A 19,028-nucleotide genomic window follows, 5' to 3' on the forward strand; every position below is an offset into this window, starting at 1 on the left:
AAGGACGCCGCGTACAGCGTCAGGCTCGGCAACCGCATCAGGAAGTCGAACGCGGGGGCCAGACCCGCGGCCGACACCGCCAGCACCACCGCCGCCACCAGCCGCGGCCGCCGGCCCGGCACAGCGGCCCACGAGCGTGCCACCGCAGCCAGCCACCCGGCCGTGGCCAGACCGCACAGGCCCACCAGCGCCGCGTACGGGACGAACAGGGTGATCCCCTTGCCGCCGAGCATCGCCGCACTGGCGGCCCCCGTCGGCGACAGCAGGTGCGCCGCGCCACCCCCAGCGCGAGGCCGAAGCCCGCCTGCCGGATCCGTACCCGGCCGGTTCCTCCGGCGGCCGCGCCGACTCCCGCCACAGCGCGGTGCCCGCCGCCCCGATCAGCAGCGCGGTCGCCAGCCCCGCCGCCAGTGCCTCGGTGCCCGCACCGGCCTGGCTGCCGCCGCCGATCGGCCCCAGTGCCACGAAGTCGTAGAGAAACGCCGCCGTGGCCCCCACCGCGCAGAAGTCCCAGAACCCGCCCCGGCCCAGCAGACGTTCGTCCACCAGCGCCCGCTCGCGCAGCGCCGCCGTCGGATGGACCCGCAGCAGCGCAGAGCGCCAACCGGAACGCGGCGCGGACGGCAGGCCGTAGGTGCGGAACAACCGCAGCAGCGAATCCGGCGACCCCTCCCAGCTCCGCACCCGCGCGTCCGCGTACAACTCCCGGCTGCGCAGCACCGAGTTCTTGAGGAAGGCGGCCAGCACCGCCAGCAGCCCCAGGCGCACGGCGTGGGTCAGGTTGGAGGCGGCGAGCTCCGGTCCGAGGAACAGGCTGCCCGGCACGGCGAGGGCGGCGGAGGCCAGCAGGAGCGGTCCGTTCATCCGCCACACGATGAGCGTCAGGAAGGCCACATCGAGGTCCCGGTTGCGGATGTGGGCGAGCTCGTGCAGCACCACCGTCCGGAACGCGTCCCGGTCCCGCGCGAACAGCGCCAGCAGTCCGCCGCTCAGCACCACCCGCCGCCGCCTCACGTGACCGAAGGCGAGGGCGTCGATCCCGGGTTGGAGGGGTTCGGCCAGGAACGTGACCCGCCGGTGCAGTCCGGCCGTCCTGGTCAACTCGTCCAGAGAGGCCGACAGTTCCGGCATGCCCGCCAGCTCCCGGTATCCGCGCCGGCGGCTCCGCCAGGCGGGCAGGCAGGCGTAGACGCAGCCGATGACCAGGAGCAGAAGGACGGTCGCTCCGGCGGTGACCGCCCACCCCGTGCCCGCCCGCGGGTCGTGGCAGTCGAAGACGAACGGCGGCACCTCGCCGCCCGGACGCGCGTTGCTCGCGCCGGCCGCGTCCTGTGTCGCACGGACCGCGCACTGGTAGTACGCCAGCATCTGCTGCGGCTCGACCGAGGTGAGGAGCATCGACGACACGCCATTGACCAGCGTTGCCGACGCCGTCGTCACCGCGGTGATCAGCAGCACGAAACGCGCGGTGGTGCCGGAGGGGAGGCCGAACGGACCGCGCCCGGGCCGCGCCGGGCCGCCGGCTAAGGCGCCGGCTGAGGCACCGGCGGTCACGGCGCGGAACCCTGCGGGCTGCCCGCTGCTCCGTCCGGGTCGGCGGGGTCGGCCGGGTGGGTCGGGTCGGCCGGGTAGGTTGGGTCGGCGGTGGCAACGGCCAGCTCCGCCACGATGGCGTCCGCGATCGCCCGGGCCTGCTCCTCCGGGACCCGCAGTTGCAGTGCCGTCTGCCTGGCGACCTGGCGCACCACGGCCAACTGCGCGGCGGACGGCGGCTCGACCGCGTCGACAGGTGGTGCCGCTGCGATCCGCCGCCGTCCGAACCTGAACCGGACCCATCGGCCCGCAGACTCCGCAGCCCGGTCGGAGGCCTGCTCGGCGAAGTGCTCCAGGACGCGGACCGCAGCCGCGAGCGCGGCGGTGCTGAGCAGCGTCGCCACCGTTTCCAGCCCGAGCCCCAGCGGTTCGTCACGGCCCTGCGGGACCGCCCACGGCGGCGGGGGAGAGCGGTGGAAGGCCTCCGCCGTCATCGCGAACTGCGGCAGCTCCTCCGGCGCGACGGCCTCCACCGCGCGCCGCGCCAGCCGCGTCGCCAGCGTCCGATCGTACGTGCGCATTCCGTCCGCCCCTCCCCCGACAGGTGGTCGACGACACTATCCCCCCTGCCGAGCCCCCGTACTCGGTTTCTGCACCATCGATCAGTGCGGCTGGCTCACCGCCACCATCGCCGACCTGGCGGGCCCGTGCGGGCTGACGGGCCCTCAGCGGACCGGCCGGGCGGGCGCCGCAGCGACGTTCAAGCCGTGGTGGACCCGGCGGGCGGGCACGGTGGGCGGCGGGAATTCCGGTTGCCCGACGTCCGTTGCGCCGCGTACTTTTCGGGCCAGCGGCACGTAGCTCGATCAGTGAGAGCACCAGGCTCGGGGCCTGGGGGGTGCGGGGGCAGGGCCCGCCGTGTCGGCCATGGACAGCAACGCTGAGCAGCAGCACTCGACGACGACCGCCTCCACCGACTACGCGCACGGGCAGCTGGCCCGGGCCTTCGCCACGGCGCTCTCCCATCCGGATCCGGCGACCCGTTCCCGCGCCGACGCGCGGGCGGGCCGCTGGCGCGCGGTGCTGGCGGGGATGCTGGACGGCAGCCTGCGGATCGGTTCCCGGACGCCGGTGGCGGGCCTGCCTGCCTGGGTGACGCCGGAGGTGGAGCGCGGCGGGTTCGCGACCGGACGGGCTTGCGCCGAGGGGCCGTTGAAGCCGTACGAGGTGGCGGCCTGCCGGGCGGCGGGGATCCCGGAGGGCCGGGCCGAGCTGTTCGCGTACTCGCTCACCGAGGCCGGGCTGGCCGGGCTGTGGGCGCTGCTGGACAGCGGGCGCTACCGGGTGACGGTGCCAGAGGAGGCGGCGCTGCTGACCGTGGCATGGCTGGTGCGGGCCGGCGAGCAGGCGGCGGCTCTCGAACTGGTCGAGGTGCTGGCGCCGTTCGCGGCGCGGCTGCGCTTCACGCCTCCGCCGGGCGACAGTGCCGGTGCTGCGCCGGACGCGGTCCACCGGCGGTCCGTCGGCGACGCCGTCGCCGCGCTGGCCTCCCGGAAGCCGAACCGGTCGGTGGAGACCCAGCGCGAGGCGCTGACGGTGTGGCTGCCGTTCTCCGACGAGCTGCTGGCGCACTGGCTGGAGGCAACGGAGGGCGGGCAGCCGCTCGACGCGGACCCGGGCCCCGAGTGGCGGCGGCGCGGCGCCGAACTGCTGCTGCGGTACCGGACGTTGGCCGTCGCGCACCCGCTGTCCGGCAAGCACCGCAGGCGCGGGACCAACCTCGCCGTGCTGCGGTCCGCGCTGGAGGCCGCGGTCGCCGGCGAGCCGCTCGACCCCCGGCTGCGTGGACTGCTCCTGCTCGCCGTGGACGGCATGGTGCGCAAGCGCGGACTGCCCGGGTCCGAGACCCACGCCGCGCTGCGGGCGACCCAGGCCGAGCAGGCCGCGCTGCCCTCCCACCACGCGATCGCGCAGGTGCTGGCGGGCCGTCTCGCGGTGCTCGGCCAGGACGACGGTCTGACCGATCCGGACGCCGTGCTGGCGCCGGTCACCGCCGCCGAGGCGGCCGCGTCCGGTGTCCCGGCCGGGGCGGCGGTGCCGGCAGCACTGTTCAAGCCGGTGCTGGCGGCGACCAGCGCGCCCGTCGAGACGCTGATCGAGCGCGGGCTGGTGCCGTCCGCCGAGGTGCTGGCGGAGCTGGCGCCACAACTGGCCGCGGCGGCGGAGGCCGCAGCACACGCCGATCCGGCGCTGCGCGGCCTGGTGTCGGCCGGTCACCGCGCGTTCGCCGGACGGCGGTCGTTGCTGCTGCTCGACTACGCGCACCAGATCCGGGCGGAGGAACTGCCCTGGGTCCGGGCGGTCCGCCCGTACCGGAACGGCGACCCGGCCGCCCGGCAGAGCGGGATGGCCGCGCTGCGCCGGCTCGGCGAGCTGGCCGTGGGCACCTTCCCCGGAACGATCCTGCCGAACCCGCTGGTCGGCGAGCTGGCCGGGTTGGCGCGGCGGGCCGAATCCGCGCTGCCGTTCACCGAGGAGCTGGCGGCGGACATCTTCATGGGCGGCTTCACTCCGAAGTTCGCAGCGGCCGCCGGGATCGCCGCGGGCCTGCTCGAGGGGACGCTGTACGAGCGGTACTTCGGCATCGACTACGCCGGGGTGTGGGTGCTCGCCCAGCGCGCCGAGAAGGACAGGGAGCGGTCGGTGGTGGCCCGGGAGTTCTCGGAGCTGTGCCGCCGCCGCGCCGGCAGCCCCGCACTCCGCGGGTCGGTGGCCGCCAACGGGACGGTGATCGAGCAGGCGCAGATCCTCACCACGCACAACCTGGCCGTCCTCGCCGGGCCGGTCGGCGTCGTGCCGGCGGGCGGCTGGCCGGCGGCGGCGCTCGGCGCGTTCACCACGGCGCGGCAACTGGTGGCGCTGGCCGAGCGGTTGCCGCGGCCGCTGCCGGTGGTGAAGAACGCCGCGTTCGCCTGGCGGCAGCTGGTCTTCCACCTGTCGCTCTGCTCGCCGCAGGAGCAGGCAGCCGTCCTCGCCGAGATCGAGCGCGACCATCCGCCGCGGCTCGCCCCGGCGGTGGCCGGTCTGCGGCTCGCGGCCGCCGGCGGCGAGGCCGAGCCGAACGGCGCCGACGGTCGGCGCCTCCTTGGCTGGACGGTGGGCCCGCACTGGCTGCTGCGACGATGACGCGTCAGCGGGGGCCTGGCCCGCGAGGCGCACGAGCCTCGGCGCTCAGCGGCTGAGCTCCCTTCCACAGAGGACGGGAGCGAGCTCAGCCGGTCGCGGAGGCCGCGTCCGATCCGCGTCCCGCCGAGTGGTGAACCGTTGACGGACAACGACCACAGTCGCTGTCCGCACCGCCCGGACGGTGCGTCAAGTCGCGGGCCCGATCCCTTCCGGCAGGCCGGCCACGACGAAGGTGACGGCTTCCTCCGGTGTCTCGAAGCGCGCGAGTACCTCGTGCCCGTCCAGTACCGCGTAGGACCTCTCGTAGTGCGGCCAGATCATGGGTCCGACCCCGTTGATCCGCCGGTTCGGCTTGATGCTGGTGGAGAACCAGAGGTTGAAGTGGCTTGTCACCGGCATCAGTTGGCGAAGCACCGGCTGGGCGTACGCCGCCGTCAACAGCGCGTGCACGCGCGGGAAACCGTTCATCGGCCACCTGTGGACGCGATCGAGCCTGCGGCACCACTCCAACTCGACCGCACCGAGCGGCTCCCGCTCGTGCGCGAGGGCCCAGGGGCGGTACCCGATGCACGGGGCCTGCTCCCTGACCTCCTCCAGCCCCGCTCCACCCAGCCATGCCGCCACCGCCCTGACCATCTCGGCCGGATCGGCGGTCAACCCGTCGGCCAGGAACAAGTGGCCGCTCCGCAGGTGCACCCAGTAGGTCCCACGCTCCGCATCGGCCGGAGTCACCGTCACCCGCCGGCCGAGCCCCGCGTCGACGTACTCGGCCTTGCTGCTCCACTTCTCCGGCTCCGGACAGGTGACGCCGAGGCGCTTCGCCGCGCTGCTCCACGTCTCCTGTTCGGGTAGGACGACCCCGAGGCCCTCCGCCGTACGAAGCAACGTCTCCCCGAACGTCATGCCGCCCCCGTCGTTCTCGCCCGACCCGCCCCGCAGTTCATCCTGCCAATATGCCGCAGAGCGCGTCGACCGTCTCGGTCGATCCGGGCACCGGCCGGGAGCGGGGCCTTCTGTGTAGGCGCGCCCGTCGCCGTCCCTGCCTTTCGCGGGCGCGGCCCGGCCGGCATCTACTGCCGGGCAGTCTCAGGCTGCTTCGCATGGGCTCGGTGTCGCGGCCCGCCTCGCTCGATCAGGGCCAGCACCAGATCGACCGCGCCGGCCGTCGCGAACACTGCCAGCATCAGCCGCTGCCACAGGGGCGCGTCTCCCAGCAACACCCAAGCCGCGGCTGCCACCACTACAACAGCACGCCACCGCAACGCGCGCCTCCACCAGCCGAACACCGCGCCTCCGAGCCCGCACGAATTCTGACGACCGCGCACTCTACGCCGCCCCGCGAGCCCTTCGACAGGCGTATGCACACGGCAACAGGTCGCTCCTGAACGACCGCAGCGCCCGGCCCTGATCTTGACTGCTGGCGGCGTGTGCGGTGCCGGGCTGGCGGGTGCGCCGGCCGCCGCTGGATCCAAGGGCGCCGTTCCGGGCTGGAGTGGTTGGCTACGCTCGCGCCATGGAGGAGGACGAGGCCCTGGAACTGCTGCGCCGGGTGCTGCTGGAGCGCGACCCGCGCGGTTGTCCGGGGGGACGGTCTGCGCGGCGGTGGAGGCCGCCCGAGCGGCGCTGGCCGGTGGGGTGGACACCGTGAGCCTGTGGGAGCTCGGTGTGCTGTCCGAGTCGGACGCTGCGGAAGCGCGACGGCTGCTGTTCCCGCTAAAACAGGAACTCTGGCCGGTGCTGCGGCTGCCGGCCACCGTCGAGGGCCGCGACCGGGCGCTGGCCCGGAACTGTCTGCGGGATCTCCTGGACGGTCGGCTCGACCCGTTGGCGGCGGCCGGGCGGATCGGCTTTGAGCTGTGCCCCGCCGACGACCCCGGCTCGCCGCTGTGGCCGGTCCGTGGATGGCTGTATCGCGCGGAGGACCAGCAGGAGCACTGCGGCGGGCTGACGAAGGAACTGGTGGCCGAACTGCACGACGTGGCCGCTCGGCTGCTGGCTGGTCCGCTGTCCTGACGGCCGGGGCACGACAGTGCTTCCCGCTCCGGCGCACCCGGAAGGTCTGATCCCGGTGGAGCTGGTCGGGAAGACCTGGCGGGCGCCAGCGGAACTGGAACGCAGTGAGCGATGGCATGGGGCCGCCCCGCCGACACGGCGGCCCGGGTCGGGCAGGTAGGCGAGGTGCCCCGGCCGGTGGGTTCAGCGGTCTCGGTGGCGAGGAGGAGCAGTCGTCCGGCTTCGGTTTCGGGTCGGAGGCGGACGACGTGGGTGAACGGGCCGATGATCAGCAGGGGGCGGTGGTTGCGGACGCGGCGGTGCCAGTGCCGGTCGGCGGCTGTCTCGCCGTCGAACGAACCAGGCGGTTCCGCCGGGTCGGTGCAGGGCCAGCCGGTAGGTGTCGAGGACCGCCGATTGGTCGGGGTGCGGGTCGGCGGTGTCGTGGTCGGCCAAGCCGTCCGCGGCGAGCACCGGACGGCCCGTCAGGCTCTGACTCGCGTCGCCGGCAAACGCTTCTGAGGGTGGGGATTTGAGGCAGCCCGAAGACAGGCCGGGATCGACCGGCCCGTCTCCGAGGGGAACGTCCGGTTACTACGGGCGCAGGGCTTCGGCGACCGCGATGGTGTCCCAGTAGAACGGGTGTATCTCGGTGATGAGCCCGTCTTTGACGGTGATCAGTTGCATGACCGAGGTGTCCAGGACCCGGCCGGTGGCGCGGGCCCGGAGCCGGCCCCGGTTCATCACCACGACGACATCTCCGTCAAGCACGAACCTCTGCTCCAGGAAGTCCAATGACTGCCATGCCTCGCTCATCGCGGCCATGAACTCTTCGATGCCGCGCGGCCCGCGCCAGGTGCCGCCGTAGGGGAGCCCAGGTGCCTGGTACATCACCACCTCCGGGGCGAGGCAAGCGGCGAGTCCGTCGAAGCTGGCCTTCCCCAGGCCACCAGCGGCGATGTAGGCGGCCTCGGCAGCGTAGAACTTCTGCAGCACCGCCAAGGCGTCGCCATGCGCGGGCACGTCGGTGCACGGCACAGCCGCTCGTTCCGTGATCAGGTTCGGATTCATCGTGTTCTCTACGGTCATCAGGTCATGCTGACGATCCGACGGGAAGAAGGCTGGCAGCAAACGGACGTGGCGTCCTGAGCGTCCTGGCCACGGTCGGCGGGAGGGAGCCCGCTGTGCCCCGCAACGGTGCGTGGCCAGGATCGGATGTTGCGCGGTCGAACTTCGGTGAGACGGGTCAGCCGCAGCCGGTGCCCGGGGCCCGAGTCGTTCCCGACGGGCTCTCGGGGCTGTCCCGGCCGGTATTTAATGTCAGATTGACGATAATGGTTTCCGGGGGCTACCGTGCCGGGCATGACAGTGAAAGTGGTGCTGACGCGCGACAGCGTGTGCATGGGGGACGACTGCCATGCACCGCACCAGCAGGACGTCACCTTCGACGGTGCCACTGCCCTGAGCGAGTTCGTGGCCCAAGTGGCCGGCTATCCCCTCCGCATGCGCGGGGCCCGCTGGGTGATGTTCCTCGGCTGGAACGGTGCCGAGGGCGCCCCGATCGCAGAGTTCTCGCCGGAGTGGGAGAACCCGCGCCTCATGGCCGGGACGGACCCTCTGACCCCGTTGGAGTCCCTGGCCCCCACCGACGGCGAGCTGAACTTCTTCTTCCAGTACCGGGCCGGCAGCGTCCCTCTGGCGGGGCCGGCCGACCCGCCTTCCGGCGGCCTCGATCGGCTCGCAAGCCGGCTCGCCCTGTGGCTCGCCGAGCGCCGCCTGGTCCTCCCCGGTCCTGTCCCCATGATCGCCGTGGTATCGACGTGGCCCCGCAGTTCCCGGATCGGCCCCGGAGCCCGGGGATGCGATGCGGCTCCGGGTCTCACCGCGACGGGGTTGCCCAGCAGTCGCCCGGCGCGCCGCCCTCACCCAGCACCCCCGCTCGCTCCGGGGACGACCAGGAGTGCACCCGGGTCCGCCGCCGGGCGGCCGGGACGACCCTGACCAGACGATCCAACTGGCTCTGGAACAGGACCGGTTCGACGAACGTTGCGCCTACCGGCACGCCGACGTCGGCCACGAGAACACCTCCACCGCCGCGGCCGCCGCCCTGACCGAGCGTCAGCGCCTGCACGACCACACCGCCACCACCCAGCGCTACGGCCCCGACCACGACACCGCCCACCAGGCCCGCCCGCAGCACTGACACGGCCCACCGCCGCCTCGCCGGCCCCACTGCCCAACCCCGGTGGGCCAGGCGGCGGAACTCCGGGCCGGCGTGGCCGGACACGGAGCGGCCAGTCGGACCGGGTGGTACCTCACCCACCGGCTCGACGGCCGCCCCGCACGCCGGCTCCACCAGCCGGGCCGTGGTCGCCGCGTCCTCGACCAGAAGCGTCAGCGCTGTGCCCTGGCACGGGAGACAGGCGGCGAAGGCGGCGCCGGTGACCTCCTCTCCCGGCACCTGGTGGCGGTGGTGTGCCCGATCGCGGGCGGCCGACGGGGGAGTGGGGCGCGACGCTGTCGGCGGCGGCAGCGCCGGCCGACGGGCTGGACCGGCGGGTTCCCGGTCCGTCCGTTGGGCGGGGCGGCCAGGTAGAGTCTGTCAACTGTGTTGACGCTGTCGTGATCCGGCGGTGTGCCCGGCTTGAGATCAGTGCGAGGACTCGTGGACCGTTTCGCCCGCCTGGCGGCCAGTGTGCTGGCCGCGCCCGCGGCGGTTGTCGCGGTGCTGGCCGGTCCCGCGGGCGCCGAAGTGCTCGAGTGCTGGCCGCCGGAGCGTCCACCGGCCGAGCCCTGGCATGCGGCGCTGCGGCGGCACGTGGTGCGCACGGGTGAGCTGTTGATGGTGGACGACCTCGTCCGGTGGGCGTCCGACGGTGGTGCGGCCGCGCTGAGCGGCGCGGAAGGGGCCTTCGCCGCCGCCCCCCTGTACGGCCTGCGGGGCGAGTGCCTGGGGATCCTGGCCGTCCACGACCCCCGCCCGCGAAACTGGAGCGCACACAACCGTCAGGACCTCGAGGACCTGGCGGGCGTGTGCGCGGCGGAGCTGCGGCAGCGGGCCGGCACGCGGCGCGCCGACGACGAGCACCGTGGCGGGGCCCGCGGCGAGGCGCAGGCGGCCACCGGGGCGGGCGTCGCGGGCGAGCGGCGGATACGGATCCAGCAGGAGCGCTCCGAACTGCTGCTCCGGGCGGCCGAGATGCTCGGCGACACCTCGGGCCTGGAACAAGTACGCGCCACGGTCAGCGACCTGGTCAGCGGAGACCTGAAACCGGCGTACGTGGGGCTGGTCCTGCTCGGGGACGACGACAAGCTGCGGCGCGCGGTCGACGCCACCAACGGGCCGGTGCCCCTGGAGGAGCAGGTCCCGCTGTACGCCCTGACCGACAGGTGGCCCACCGCGCAGGCCGCACGCGACAACCGGCTGGTCAGTGTCCCCGACCGCCAGACGCTCGTCGACCACTACGACCCGCACACCGTGGTCGTCTTCGACCAGATGGGCCTGCGCTCGGCCGTGTGCGTCCCCCTGCCCGGCACTCGCCGCCCCACCCTGGGCACGCTGGTGGCCGCCTGGGACCAACCCCACGAGACCGACGTCCACGAACGCGCCGTCCTGACGGTCATCGCCGGATACACCGCCCTGGCAGTCGAACGGGCCCTGCACCTGGACGAGCGCACCAGCGTCGCCCGCCAGCTCCAGCAGGCCATGCTCACCGACCTCCCCCGCACACCGGGCCTCGAACTCGCCGCCCTCTACCGCCCCGCCGCCCACCACGACATGGTCGGCGGGGACTGGTACGACGCCTACCCCGTCCTTCCCCACCGGACCGAGGCCGACGGGCGCACGCCGCTGGCCGTCACCGTCGGAGACATCACCGGACACAACACGCACGCAGCCACCCTGATGGGCCAGGCCCGCAGCATGCTGCGCCAGGCGGACGTCGACTGCGGGCGAAGCCCCGCCGACGCCCTCGCCTCCTTCGAACGCGCCAACGAGCAGCTGCACACTCGCATCAGCGGCACCCTCGTCCACGCCCACCTGCACCCCCGCCCCCACGGCGCGTGGCTGCTGCGCTGGTCCAACGCCGGCCACCCCTCCCCGCTCCTCGCCCACCCGGACCGTGACACCGAAAGCCTCACGGAGCACGGCCTGCTGCTCCACCCCGGTCTGGCCCCGCCCGAAGGGCGCCTGGTCCACGAACGCCTACTGGAGCCCGGATCCGTCCTGCTCCTCTACACCGACGGTCTGGTCGAACACCGCGGCCGCGACCTGGAACAGGGCATCGACCGCGCCGCCGCTCTCCTGGCCCGGGCCGTCGCCGACCGCACCCCGCTGCCGCAGGCCCTCGACCTGCTGGCCGACACCCTGGCCGGCCCCGACCACGACGACGACGTCGTCCTGCTCGCCCTGCGCGTCGGCTGAACCGCTGCCCGCCGCAGGCCCCTGACCCGGGACGTCGTCGTGGCTGCGGGTGGCGGTGTCGGTGCCTCGGCGTTCGGCGGCCGCCGGTGCGCGGTGAACTCGCGTTCTCGGCGGCCGTCCAGCGCCGTATCCGCAGCTCGTTGTGCATGTCCTGAGCAACTGTCAGATCGTGGCAGGAAGCGGCCCGGGGCGACGCGCGCGGAGGTGTCGTGCCGCCAGGCGTCACCCGATCGGGTGGGTCGGGAGGTCCGGCCAATCCGGCCCGTGCCGGGCCCCGAACAGGGGATGTGAGCAACCAGCCGATTACCTCCTCCTCCGCCCGTTCGGGCCGGCTTCCGGCAGCCCTGCTGCGGGCCGCGTGCGCGGCCGTGACCGGCGTCGCGTCGGCGGTGGCGGCGCTCGGTGCGGGCGAGTCGGTCGCGTACGGCACCGGGGCGGGCACCGCGCCGGTGCTCGTGGTGGGAGCGGCGGCGATCGACCTGACGCCGGCGCCGCTGAAGGAGTATGCCGTCCGCACCTTCGGTACCCACGACAAGGCGGTGCTGCTGGGCGGGATCTACCTGACCATGGCGCTGCTCGCCGCGCTGGCCGGGCTGCTTGCGGTGCGGCGCCCGCTCGCCGGGGCCGCGGTGTTCGCGGTGGCCGGCGGACTCGGGCCCGGGCCGCGCTGTCACGCCCCGGCGCGGCGGCGGCGGACTGCGCCCCGTCGCTGGCCGCCGCGCTGGTCGGCTCGGCCGCCGTCCTCCTGCTGGCACACCTGTGGCGCCGCACCCCGGTCCCGGCACCCGGGCCCCGCTCGGGCGCCGAGGCCACGGGCCCGAACCCGCCCGAAAGCCCCGGTCCGCCGCAGACCCCGGGGGCTCCGGCGTCCGCGAACGCCATGGAAGACCAACCCCCGCCGCGCAAGGCGCTGTTGACAAGCCGTCGGACGGTGCTGGCCGCCACCGCCGGCACCTTCACAGCGGGCGCCCTGGCCGGGATCGGCGGACGTGCCCTGACCGCCCGCCGGTTCGACGTCACGACCGCCCGCGACGCCGTCCGCCTCCCGCCGCCGCCCGACCCGTCGCCACCGCTGCCCGCCACCGTGCACCCGAACGTCCCGGGCCTGGTGCCGTTCAACACGCCCAGCAGCGACTTCTACCGGGTCGACACCGCGCTGACCATCCCCCGGATCGACCCCCGGGACTGGGCGCTGCGCATCCACGGCCTGGTCGACCGCCCGCAGCTGATCACCTTCGACGAACTGCTCCGCGAACCGCTGGAGGAGCTCGACCACACGCTGTCCTGCGTCTCCAACGAGGTCGGCGGCCCCTACGTCGGCACCACCCGCTGGCTCGGCGCCTCGCTGCCCGCGCTGCTGCGCCGCGCCGGGGTCCGCACCGGGGCGGACCAGTTGGTGGGGCGTTCCAAGGACGGCATGACGATCGGGACGCCGCTGGAGTCCGTCCTGGACGGCCGCCGCGCCGTGCTCGCGGTGGCGATGAACGGTGAGGCGCTTCCGCTCGCCCACGGCTTTCCGTGCCGCAGCGTGGTGCCCGGCTTCTACGGCTACACCTCCGCCACCAAGTGGCTGGTCGACCTGGAGGTCACCACCTTCGCCGCCCTGGACCCGTACTGGGTGCGCCGCGGCTGGGACCGCACCGGCGCCGTCCGCACCGCCTCCCGGATCGAGGTCCCGGCCCCGTTCGCCCGGGTCGCGGCCGGGGACATCGACGTCGCCGGCACCGCGTGGGCCACCCACCGCGGGATCGCGGCCGTCGAGGTCCGCATCGACGGCGGCCCCTGGCGGCAGGCCGAGTTGGCCGCCGACGCCGGACCCGACCTGTGGCGGCAGTGGTCCCACCGCTGGGCCGGCGCACCCCCGGGCACCCACCGCATCGAGGTCCGCGCCACCGACACCACCGGCTCCGTGCAGCCCGAGCTGCGCGCAGGGCCCTTCCCCGCCGGGGCGACGGGCTGGCACAGCACCGTCGTCACCGTCACCTGACTTTCCTGAACTCGCACCTTCCGTACGCATCACCCCTACCGAGGAGAGATCCGCCATGTCCGTTGCCATCCGCAACCGCCGTACGTTCACCGTCCTGCTCGCCGCCGGCGCCCTGGCCGCCACGCTGAGCGCGTGTAGCACCGCCAGCGACACCGGTTCCTCGTCCGCCGCCGCCCCGATGTCCGGCGGTAGCGCTTCCTCCGCGGCGATGTCCGGCGGCACCGCTTCCTCCGCGGCGACGGCCGAGCAGCCGTTCGGCAGCGCCTGCGCCGCCGTGCCGAAGGACGGCGCCGGCTCGTTCACCGGCATGGCGAAGGACCCGGTCGCCACCGCTGCCTCGAACAACCCGCTGCTGTCCACGCTGGTCGCGGCAGTCAAGCAGGCCGGGCTGGTCGACACCCTCAACTCCGCGCAGAACATCACGGTCTTCGCGCCCACCAACGACGCCTTCGCCAAGATTCCGAAGGCCGACCTGGACGCGCTGCTCGCCGACAAGGGCAAGCTCACCAAGGTCCTCACCTACCACGTCGCCCCTGAGCGCCTGGCCCCGAACTCGCTGGCCGGCACCCACAAGACCCTTGAGGGCGGCGACCTCACCACCAGCGGCACCCGGGCTAGCCTCACCGTCAACGGCAACTCCAAGGTCCTGTGCGGCAACGTCCAGACCGCCAACGCCACCGTCTACATCGTCGACACCGTCCTGATGCCCACCTCCTGACCCGCGGTCGCCCGGGCGAAGGCCGCCCGCCGAAGCCCCCGGTCGACCGGGCTGACCGAGGAAGCCGGTACCTCCCGCCCACGCGGAGGTACCGGCCTCCGTCCCTTACGGCTCCAGCGTGAGGAAGACCGGATCCGCCTCGCTGACCGGCCCCGCGAGGGCGCGATCATCCGAACGATCGCCGCCGGGATGGGCCGCAGCCAGTCCATGGCCGACTGCAACCCGGCGTACACGGCAACCGGCGCGATTCGCCCGTCGACGATGCGAACCCGAACCGGCCCGGGGCGTGGCCGTCGCAGACGATGCACCGGCCACGCGGCGTCCATCCGGTCGCGGCCTCACACGTTCACACACGAGTGGTCATGCCCCCGGTCTGCTTTCGATGCCAAGGGTTTCATTTCCTCAGGGGAAAGACATGTCTGGCCGGATACCCGCGCATGCTGCCGGGTCGTAGGGGAATATCGAAATCACCGTGTTGCGAGAATTTCGACGTCGGTGTGTGGGCAGAGTATTTGGCCGACCGGCCGGGGGTCGCGGTCAGGTCTCATGCGCCCAGCTCGTTCGGGTCCATGGCTCAGGTGCCGGACGTCCAACTGGGAAACCTTGGCACCAATTTGGTTGGGTCTGCTGGAACTTATCCGGCAGTTGGACGGGGGATTCTCCGGTGTTCGTCGAGGTTTTTCATTTGTGGCCGAGCAGCCGGGTTGGACCTTCACCCAGGCCCGCAGCCCGGCGGCGGGGGTGCGGCGTGCTCTGGCGCAGAGCGGGTGGCTGCCAGGTTCGACTCCGTGCCCGCGCTCCCGGGCGTCGGCGGGCGGGGCCGGAATGCCGGGCGGGTTTGCTTCCGGGTCGACTGCGGGGCGTCACCCGGCCGGTGTCGGCGGGGCGCCATGTGTGGGCGGCACGTGCCGGGGAAGGCCGCGGCGCGTCTGGCATCGAGACGCTTGTCGGCACCGCGCCGCGCTGGCCGAGCAGCTCGCAACGCGGGCGTTTCGAAGCGGGCCCTCTCTGCCGGGTCCGTTCGCGGGGCGCGCCACGCCGGATCGGCCCCTGCCGGCTTGGCAGGTGGCTCGTGTTTGCCCGACGTGCCCGGCCGGGAGGGCGGCGTCGCTTGCGTGGCGGGAACCCCCACGGAGGGGTTCTGGTGGCGGGGCAGCTTTCGGGTCGGTTCGTTTGCGGGCCGGTTTTTCGTGGGGCAACAGTTCTTACGGTGCGTGGTAGGACCACAGCCAGCCGCAGGCGCGTGGCGTCAGGTTGTTCTCGTCGAAGGGGGCGAGGGCTGTGACGGCGGCTTCTGCGAGGTGTGCGCTTTCTCCGTCGGCGAGCGCGCTGATCCGGTCCGCCATGGTGCGCAGGGCGAAGCCGGGCCCTTTGGCGAAGACGTCCGTCCATCCTGCGGCGCGCGGCTGTATCAGGGCGACGGCTGCGGCATAGAACGTTGCGAGAGCGCGGCGGCCCGCCTCGGGGTCGTCCTGCCACAGGCGGTTCAGGAGGGTGAAGCCTTCGACGGCACGGTCCCTTCTGCGCAGGACGGCGCTCTCGTCGGTGGCCTCGGCCAGACGGAAGTAGGCCTGCGGGTCTGCGAGGTTTTCGGGTGGGAAGGTGAAGACGACGTCGCCTTCTTCGTTGAGGCGGCCGTTCTCCATCAGGACGAGCAGTTCCAGCCGGTCGTCGGTGGTGATCAGGCGGTGCAGTGTGCCGGGGGTGAACTGGACGGGGCAGCCTGCGCGCAGTTCGATCTGCTGCGGTCCTGCGGGGGTGAGGAATTGTGCGGCGCCGCGTCCGGTCAGCGGCAGGTAGAGCTCGCCGGCGGCCAGGTGCACGTGGGGGGGTGCCGCCGCGCTGCCCGTCGGGGGCGGCACTGGGGTGCACGCGGACGTGGGAGAGGCCGATGCCGGCGGGCAGGCCGGTGGCCGCGGGGGCGGGGAGTGGGTGTCCACGGGGGATCCTTCCTCAGGAACGGGCGGTGGGGACGGGGCGGGTCGGGAGCCGGTGCATTCCCCGGCGGGCCCAGTCGTGCAGTAGGGAGCAGTCCGCGGGGGCCTGCTCGACCGGGCAGGGGTTGGGCGCGGTTCCGGCGAAGTGCGCGAGGACCCGGGCGAGGTGCGACGTCATCGTGTCGTCGGACACCAGGAGTGCGGGAGCGGCGGGCTCGCCTTCGCGCAGGACGCGGACGGCGCCCGTGCCGCGTTGCAGGGCGGGCAGCGGCTCGTAGAGGCCGATGACCCGGTGCGGGGTGCCGTCGGGGGTGGTGCCGTCGACGGCGGCGATGCGGTAGCGGGTCGGGTGCGGGCCCGGGCGGTGCTCCGGTCCGCCGGGGTGGGGTGCCGGTTCGCCGGGGTGGGCGGCGCGGTGGGGTGGGCGGCGCGGTGGGGTGGGCGGCGCGGTGGGGTGGCCGATGACACCGGCCAGCGAGGTGTACAGCTCGACGGTGCGGCCCTGTGCACTGCGGTAGCGCACGCAGGCGCTTCCTTGGCCTTGCAGGACGACGGGATCCGCGGGGCCGCCGGGCCGCAGGAGCAGGGCGTCCATCTCGACGGTTTCGAGGACTTCGGGCTTTCCGTCGCCCAGGTGCCTTGCCACCGCGAGCAGGTGCGGCCCCTCGTAGCCGAGAGCCCCGAGCGTGCGGTCGACGAATCGGCCCGACAGGAAGTCGTTCCTGCGGTCCTTGGTCATCTCCACCACCGTGCGGGTCGCCCGCAGTTCCAGGTCGCGCACCTGTGCGGCGACGGCCGACGAGCAGTAGTTCTCGTTGACGACGACGGGACCGCGGTGGCGTTCGAGTACGGTCCTCAGCCGGTCGGCATCGAGCATGTCGCACACCGGTTTCTCCACCACGACCGCGGCCGCGCGGTCGACCTGGTGGATGGACTCCAGTACGTGGACGTGGGAGGAGGTGGGCGTGCAGACGTCCCAGAACGCCGGGCCGAGCGCTGCCGCCTCACGGTAGGTGGTGACCGCCTTGAGCCCGCGGGACCGGATGTCCTCGCGGCGGGCGCCGTCGGGCTCCAGCACGCTCAGAGTCCGCACCCCCAGTGCGGTCAGGGCGTTCTCGTGGATCGGCGCGATGTTCCCCTAGCCGACCCGTACGCAGGTGTCTGGCACGTTCTCTCCACAGTTGACGAGCAGCCGGTGGCGCGGCGATTCACGCGCTGTCGCGCCCTGGACGGAATTCGCCCCGACGGAGCGTTCTCGGTGCTCGGGGTAGGGGCGCACCGTGGGGCCGCGCAGGTATGCGGGCGAGGATTCCTTGAGCCTCTTTCTACTGTACGTAAATCTGCCGGAAAGGAATTCCTGGCGCATCTGTTCGCAAGGCGCGCCGGTTCGGAGAGTGAGCACGGTGGCCGGCGATTTTCCCTAGCGTATTTATGCGAATTGTGCCAGTCGCATCGATTGTGTCGCGGTCCGAATTGTGATGGGCGATCGACAGAATGGTGTGCGCGGGTGCCGAGCATTTCGTGCGGCATTCGCTGTCGGGTGGACTGCTGCGCGGGATAGGAGGCCGGCACAGCTTCGGACCGCGCCCGTCGCCGGCTGCCTCAAGGCTGTCTCGTAACTCCGGGGGCCGAGTGGCGTTGGTCTGGGTGTGCAGGTGCTGTCGGCGGAGCGTCGTGAGCTCATCGAGGTGTTCACCGGGCTGCGCCCGGCCCAGTTCAGACGTCTGGTCAAGGCGGTGAAGTACCGCGGCGGCCAGGCCCTCGATCCGTCCAGGCCCGGCCGGCCGTGGGCGCTGTCCCTGGAGGACCGCGTGCTGCTGGTCGCGGTCTACTACCGGACGAACCTGACGATGCGCCAACTGGGCCCGCTGTTCGGCGTCTCGCCGGCGGCCACCCACCGGATCATCGACCGCCACAGCCCGTTTCTGGCCCTGGCGCGGTCCCGCCGCCATCCCACCGCCGACGACGTGGTCATCGTCGACGGCACCCTGGTCCCCACCCAGGACCGCAGCGTGGCCGCCCCGTCGAAGAACTACCAGCACTCCGCGAACCTGCAGATCCTCATCGACGCCCACACCCGCCTGGTCCTGGCCGTCGGCAGGCCCGTGCCCGGCAATCGCAACGACTGCCAGGCCTTCGCCGACTCGGGCGTCGATGCCGCCTGCGGCGACGCCGTCGTGCTGGCCGACGGCGCCTACCGCGGCACCGGCACGCTCATCCCGCACCGACGCCGACCGGGCCAGGACCTGCCCGACTGGCAGAAGGTCGACAACCGCTCCCACCGTCGAGTGCGGGCACGCGTCGAACATGCCATCTCCCGGATGAAGAACTGGAAGATCCTCCGCGCCTGCCGGCGCCGGGGCCTGGCCGTCTACTGGGCAGCCAGCGGCATCGCCCGCATGCACAACCTCGCCCTCACCGGCTGAGCGACAGAACCTCCCGGCCAGGCACATGTCCTCACGCTGGAAGCCGAGTTACGAGACAGCCTTTCGGCTCCGCAGGATTCCGCCGTCCCGGCCCACCGGGCCCGTCCGCGGTCCCGACTTCCGCCAGACGCCGCGCGATGGCCGGCACCGCCTGCCCGGCCCGGTGAGGCGCGACCTCTACTCGGATCGGGAGGACGCGGCCCGCACCTGCGCAGAGTCTCGCGGATGGCGGCCGGAACGAATCCGACCGAGCCGGCCCTCACCGCCGTCGTGGGTGAACTGGCCTTCTCCGACCAGCACTTCCGGGCTTGGCGGACCGAGCACCGCGTCGCACATCAGGACTTCGGCAGCAAACGCATCGCGCACCCCACCGTCGGCGAAATCACCCTCGACCGGGGTGCCTTCCGCTACGCCGGCGCGCCGGACCGGCAGCTTGTGCTCTGTCGGCCGCCCCGGCGTTCCAGACGCGGAACGGCTGGCCGCCCTGACCTGTGGCGCGGCCCAGGGCCTGCGACCCTTCCTGAGGACCGCTACAGCGGCGCGGTGTTCCTGCCGAGGCCGGCGGGCAGCGGTCCTCGTGGAGGTCGGGCCCGGCGCCGTCCGTCCGGGTGCTGCGGCTTTGGCGTTGTGCGGTGTCGAGTGGGCCCGTCCCGCCTGGTCCGGTTGTCGTTCGGTGGGGTGGGGCGAGGAGAGAGCCGATTGGTGGGGTGTTGCGCTGCTGTTTGAGGGGTTGGCGTCTTCGGAGAGTCGGGTGGTGTGGCGTCGTGGGAACGGATGGGGTTCCGGGTGCTTCGGTGTCCGGGTTTTTGTCTCCGAGTTGTGGAGT

At 73.2% G+C, this 19,028-nt stretch carries 15 protein-coding genes and 1 tRNA gene; 10 read left to right on the plus strand and 6 right to left on the minus strand.

The window, feature by feature from the left end:
* On the minus strand, positions 1 to 1,458 hold a 1,458-nt coding region (locus KCH_RS35740; RefSeq protein WP_157032341.1), incomplete at its 3' end, for a M48 family metalloprotease.
* Between the two features lie 92 nt (positions 1,459 to 1,550).
* A complete protein-coding gene (locus KCH_RS35745) occupies positions 1,551 to 2,114 on the minus strand; it encodes a hypothetical protein (protein ID WP_035870259.1) in 564 nt (187 codons plus the stop codon).
* Between the two features lie 270 nt (positions 2,115 to 2,384).
* Between KCH_RS35745 and KCH_RS42005 the strand changes: the two genes are divergently transcribed.
* A tRNA-Pro gene (locus tag KCH_RS42005) sits at positions 2,385 to 2,461 on the plus strand.
* Positions 2,461 to 4,719, plus strand: a complete 2,259-nt coding sequence (locus KCH_RS35750; RefSeq protein ID WP_035870261.1) for a hypothetical protein — start codon at positions 2,461 to 2,463, stop codon at positions 4,717 to 4,719. The genes KCH_RS42005 and KCH_RS35750 overlap by 1 nt, the downstream gene beginning before the upstream one ends.
* A gap of 186 nt (positions 4,720 to 4,905) precedes the next feature.
* Here KCH_RS35750 and KCH_RS38385 read toward each other — a convergent pair whose 3' ends face one another.
* Positions 4,906 to 5,622, minus strand: a complete 717-nt coding sequence (locus KCH_RS38385) for a DUF6193 family natural product biosynthesis protein (RefSeq protein ID WP_051653826.1) — start codon at positions 5,620 to 5,622, stop codon at positions 4,906 to 4,908.
* A gap of 610 nt (positions 5,623 to 6,232) precedes the next feature.
* On the opposite strand from KCH_RS38385, the gene KCH_RS46335 reads away from it, so the two are divergent.
* Positions 6,233 to 6,367 carry a hypothetical protein gene (locus KCH_RS46335; protein WP_279635931.1) on the plus strand — a complete coding sequence of 45 codons (135 nt, stop codon included), beginning with the start codon at positions 6,233 to 6,235 and terminating at the stop codon, positions 6,365 to 6,367.
* Positions 6,364 to 6,732 carry a hypothetical protein gene (locus KCH_RS35760; protein ID WP_157032342.1) on the plus strand — a complete coding sequence of 123 codons (369 nt, stop codon included), beginning with the start codon at positions 6,364 to 6,366 and terminating at the stop codon, positions 6,730 to 6,732. Before KCH_RS46335 ends, KCH_RS35760 begins: the two co-directional genes overlap by 4 nt.
* 573 nt (positions 6,733 to 7,305) lie before the next feature.
* Here the strand turns inward: KCH_RS35760 and KCH_RS35765 are convergent.
* Entirely contained in the window at positions 7,306 to 7,800 is a 495-nt protein-coding gene (locus KCH_RS35765) for a nuclear transport factor 2 family protein (RefSeq protein ID WP_244305588.1), read from the minus strand.
* Between the two features lie 871 nt (positions 7,801 to 8,671).
* Between KCH_RS35765 and KCH_RS35775 the strand changes: the two genes are divergently transcribed.
* The 4 genes from KCH_RS35775 (at position 8,672) to KCH_RS35790 (ending at position 13,839) form a co-directional block, all read left to right on the plus strand.
* The gene (locus tag KCH_RS35775) at positions 8,672 to 8,914 is read left to right on the plus strand and encodes a hypothetical protein (protein ID WP_035870267.1); all 243 of its coding nucleotides are present in this window, start codon (positions 8,672 to 8,674) and stop codon (positions 8,912 to 8,914) included.
* 462 nt (positions 8,915 to 9,376) lie between these two features.
* A complete protein-coding gene (locus KCH_RS35780; protein WP_167574188.1) occupies positions 9,377 to 11,134 on the plus strand; it encodes a SpoIIE family protein phosphatase in 1,758 nt (585 codons plus the stop codon).
* 880 nt (positions 11,135 to 12,014) lie between these two features.
* Entirely contained in the window at positions 12,015 to 13,121 is a 1,107-nt protein-coding gene (locus tag KCH_RS40600) for a molybdopterin-dependent oxidoreductase (RefSeq protein WP_425268876.1), read from the plus strand.
* Between the two features lie 55 nt (positions 13,122 to 13,176).
* The gene (locus KCH_RS35790) at positions 13,177 to 13,839 is read left to right on the plus strand and encodes a fasciclin domain-containing protein (protein WP_035870271.1); all 663 of its coding nucleotides are present in this window, start codon (positions 13,177 to 13,179) and stop codon (positions 13,837 to 13,839) included.
* A gap of 1,205 nt (positions 13,840 to 15,044) precedes the next feature.
* Here KCH_RS35790 and KCH_RS35795 read toward each other — a convergent pair.
* Together KCH_RS35795 and KCH_RS38395 are read right to left on the minus strand one after the other, a co-directional pair.
* Entirely contained in the window at positions 15,045 to 15,662 is a 618-nt protein-coding gene (locus tag KCH_RS35795) for a hypothetical protein (RefSeq protein ID WP_051653828.1), read from the minus strand.
* Between the two features lie 130 nt (positions 15,663 to 15,792).
* Complete coding sequence (locus KCH_RS38395; RefSeq protein WP_051653829.1) at positions 15,793 to 16,854, minus strand: Gfo/Idh/MocA family oxidoreductase; 1,062 nt, start codon at positions 16,852 to 16,854, stop codon at positions 15,793 to 15,795.
* Between the two features lie 571 nt (positions 16,855 to 17,425).
* On the opposite strand from KCH_RS38395, the gene KCH_RS35805 reads away from it, so the two are divergent.
* Both KCH_RS35805 and KCH_RS45660 read left to right on the plus strand, forming a co-directional pair.
* Positions 17,426 to 18,202 carry a transposase gene (locus KCH_RS35805; protein ID WP_084224119.1) on the plus strand — a complete coding sequence of 259 codons (777 nt, stop codon included), beginning with the start codon at positions 17,426 to 17,428 and terminating at the stop codon, positions 18,200 to 18,202.
* A 225-nt stretch (positions 18,203 to 18,427) separates the two neighbouring features.
* Entirely contained in the window at positions 18,428 to 18,928 is a 501-nt protein-coding gene (locus KCH_RS45660) for an MmyB family transcriptional regulator (RefSeq protein ID WP_244305589.1), read from the plus strand.
* Positions 18,929 to 19,028 lie beyond the last annotated feature (100 nt).

This window comes from Kitasatospora cheerisanensis KCTC 2395 (genome assembly GCF_000696185.1).
Classification (GTDB): Bacteria; Actinomycetota; Actinomycetes; order Streptomycetales; family Streptomycetaceae; genus Kitasatospora; species Kitasatospora cheerisanensis.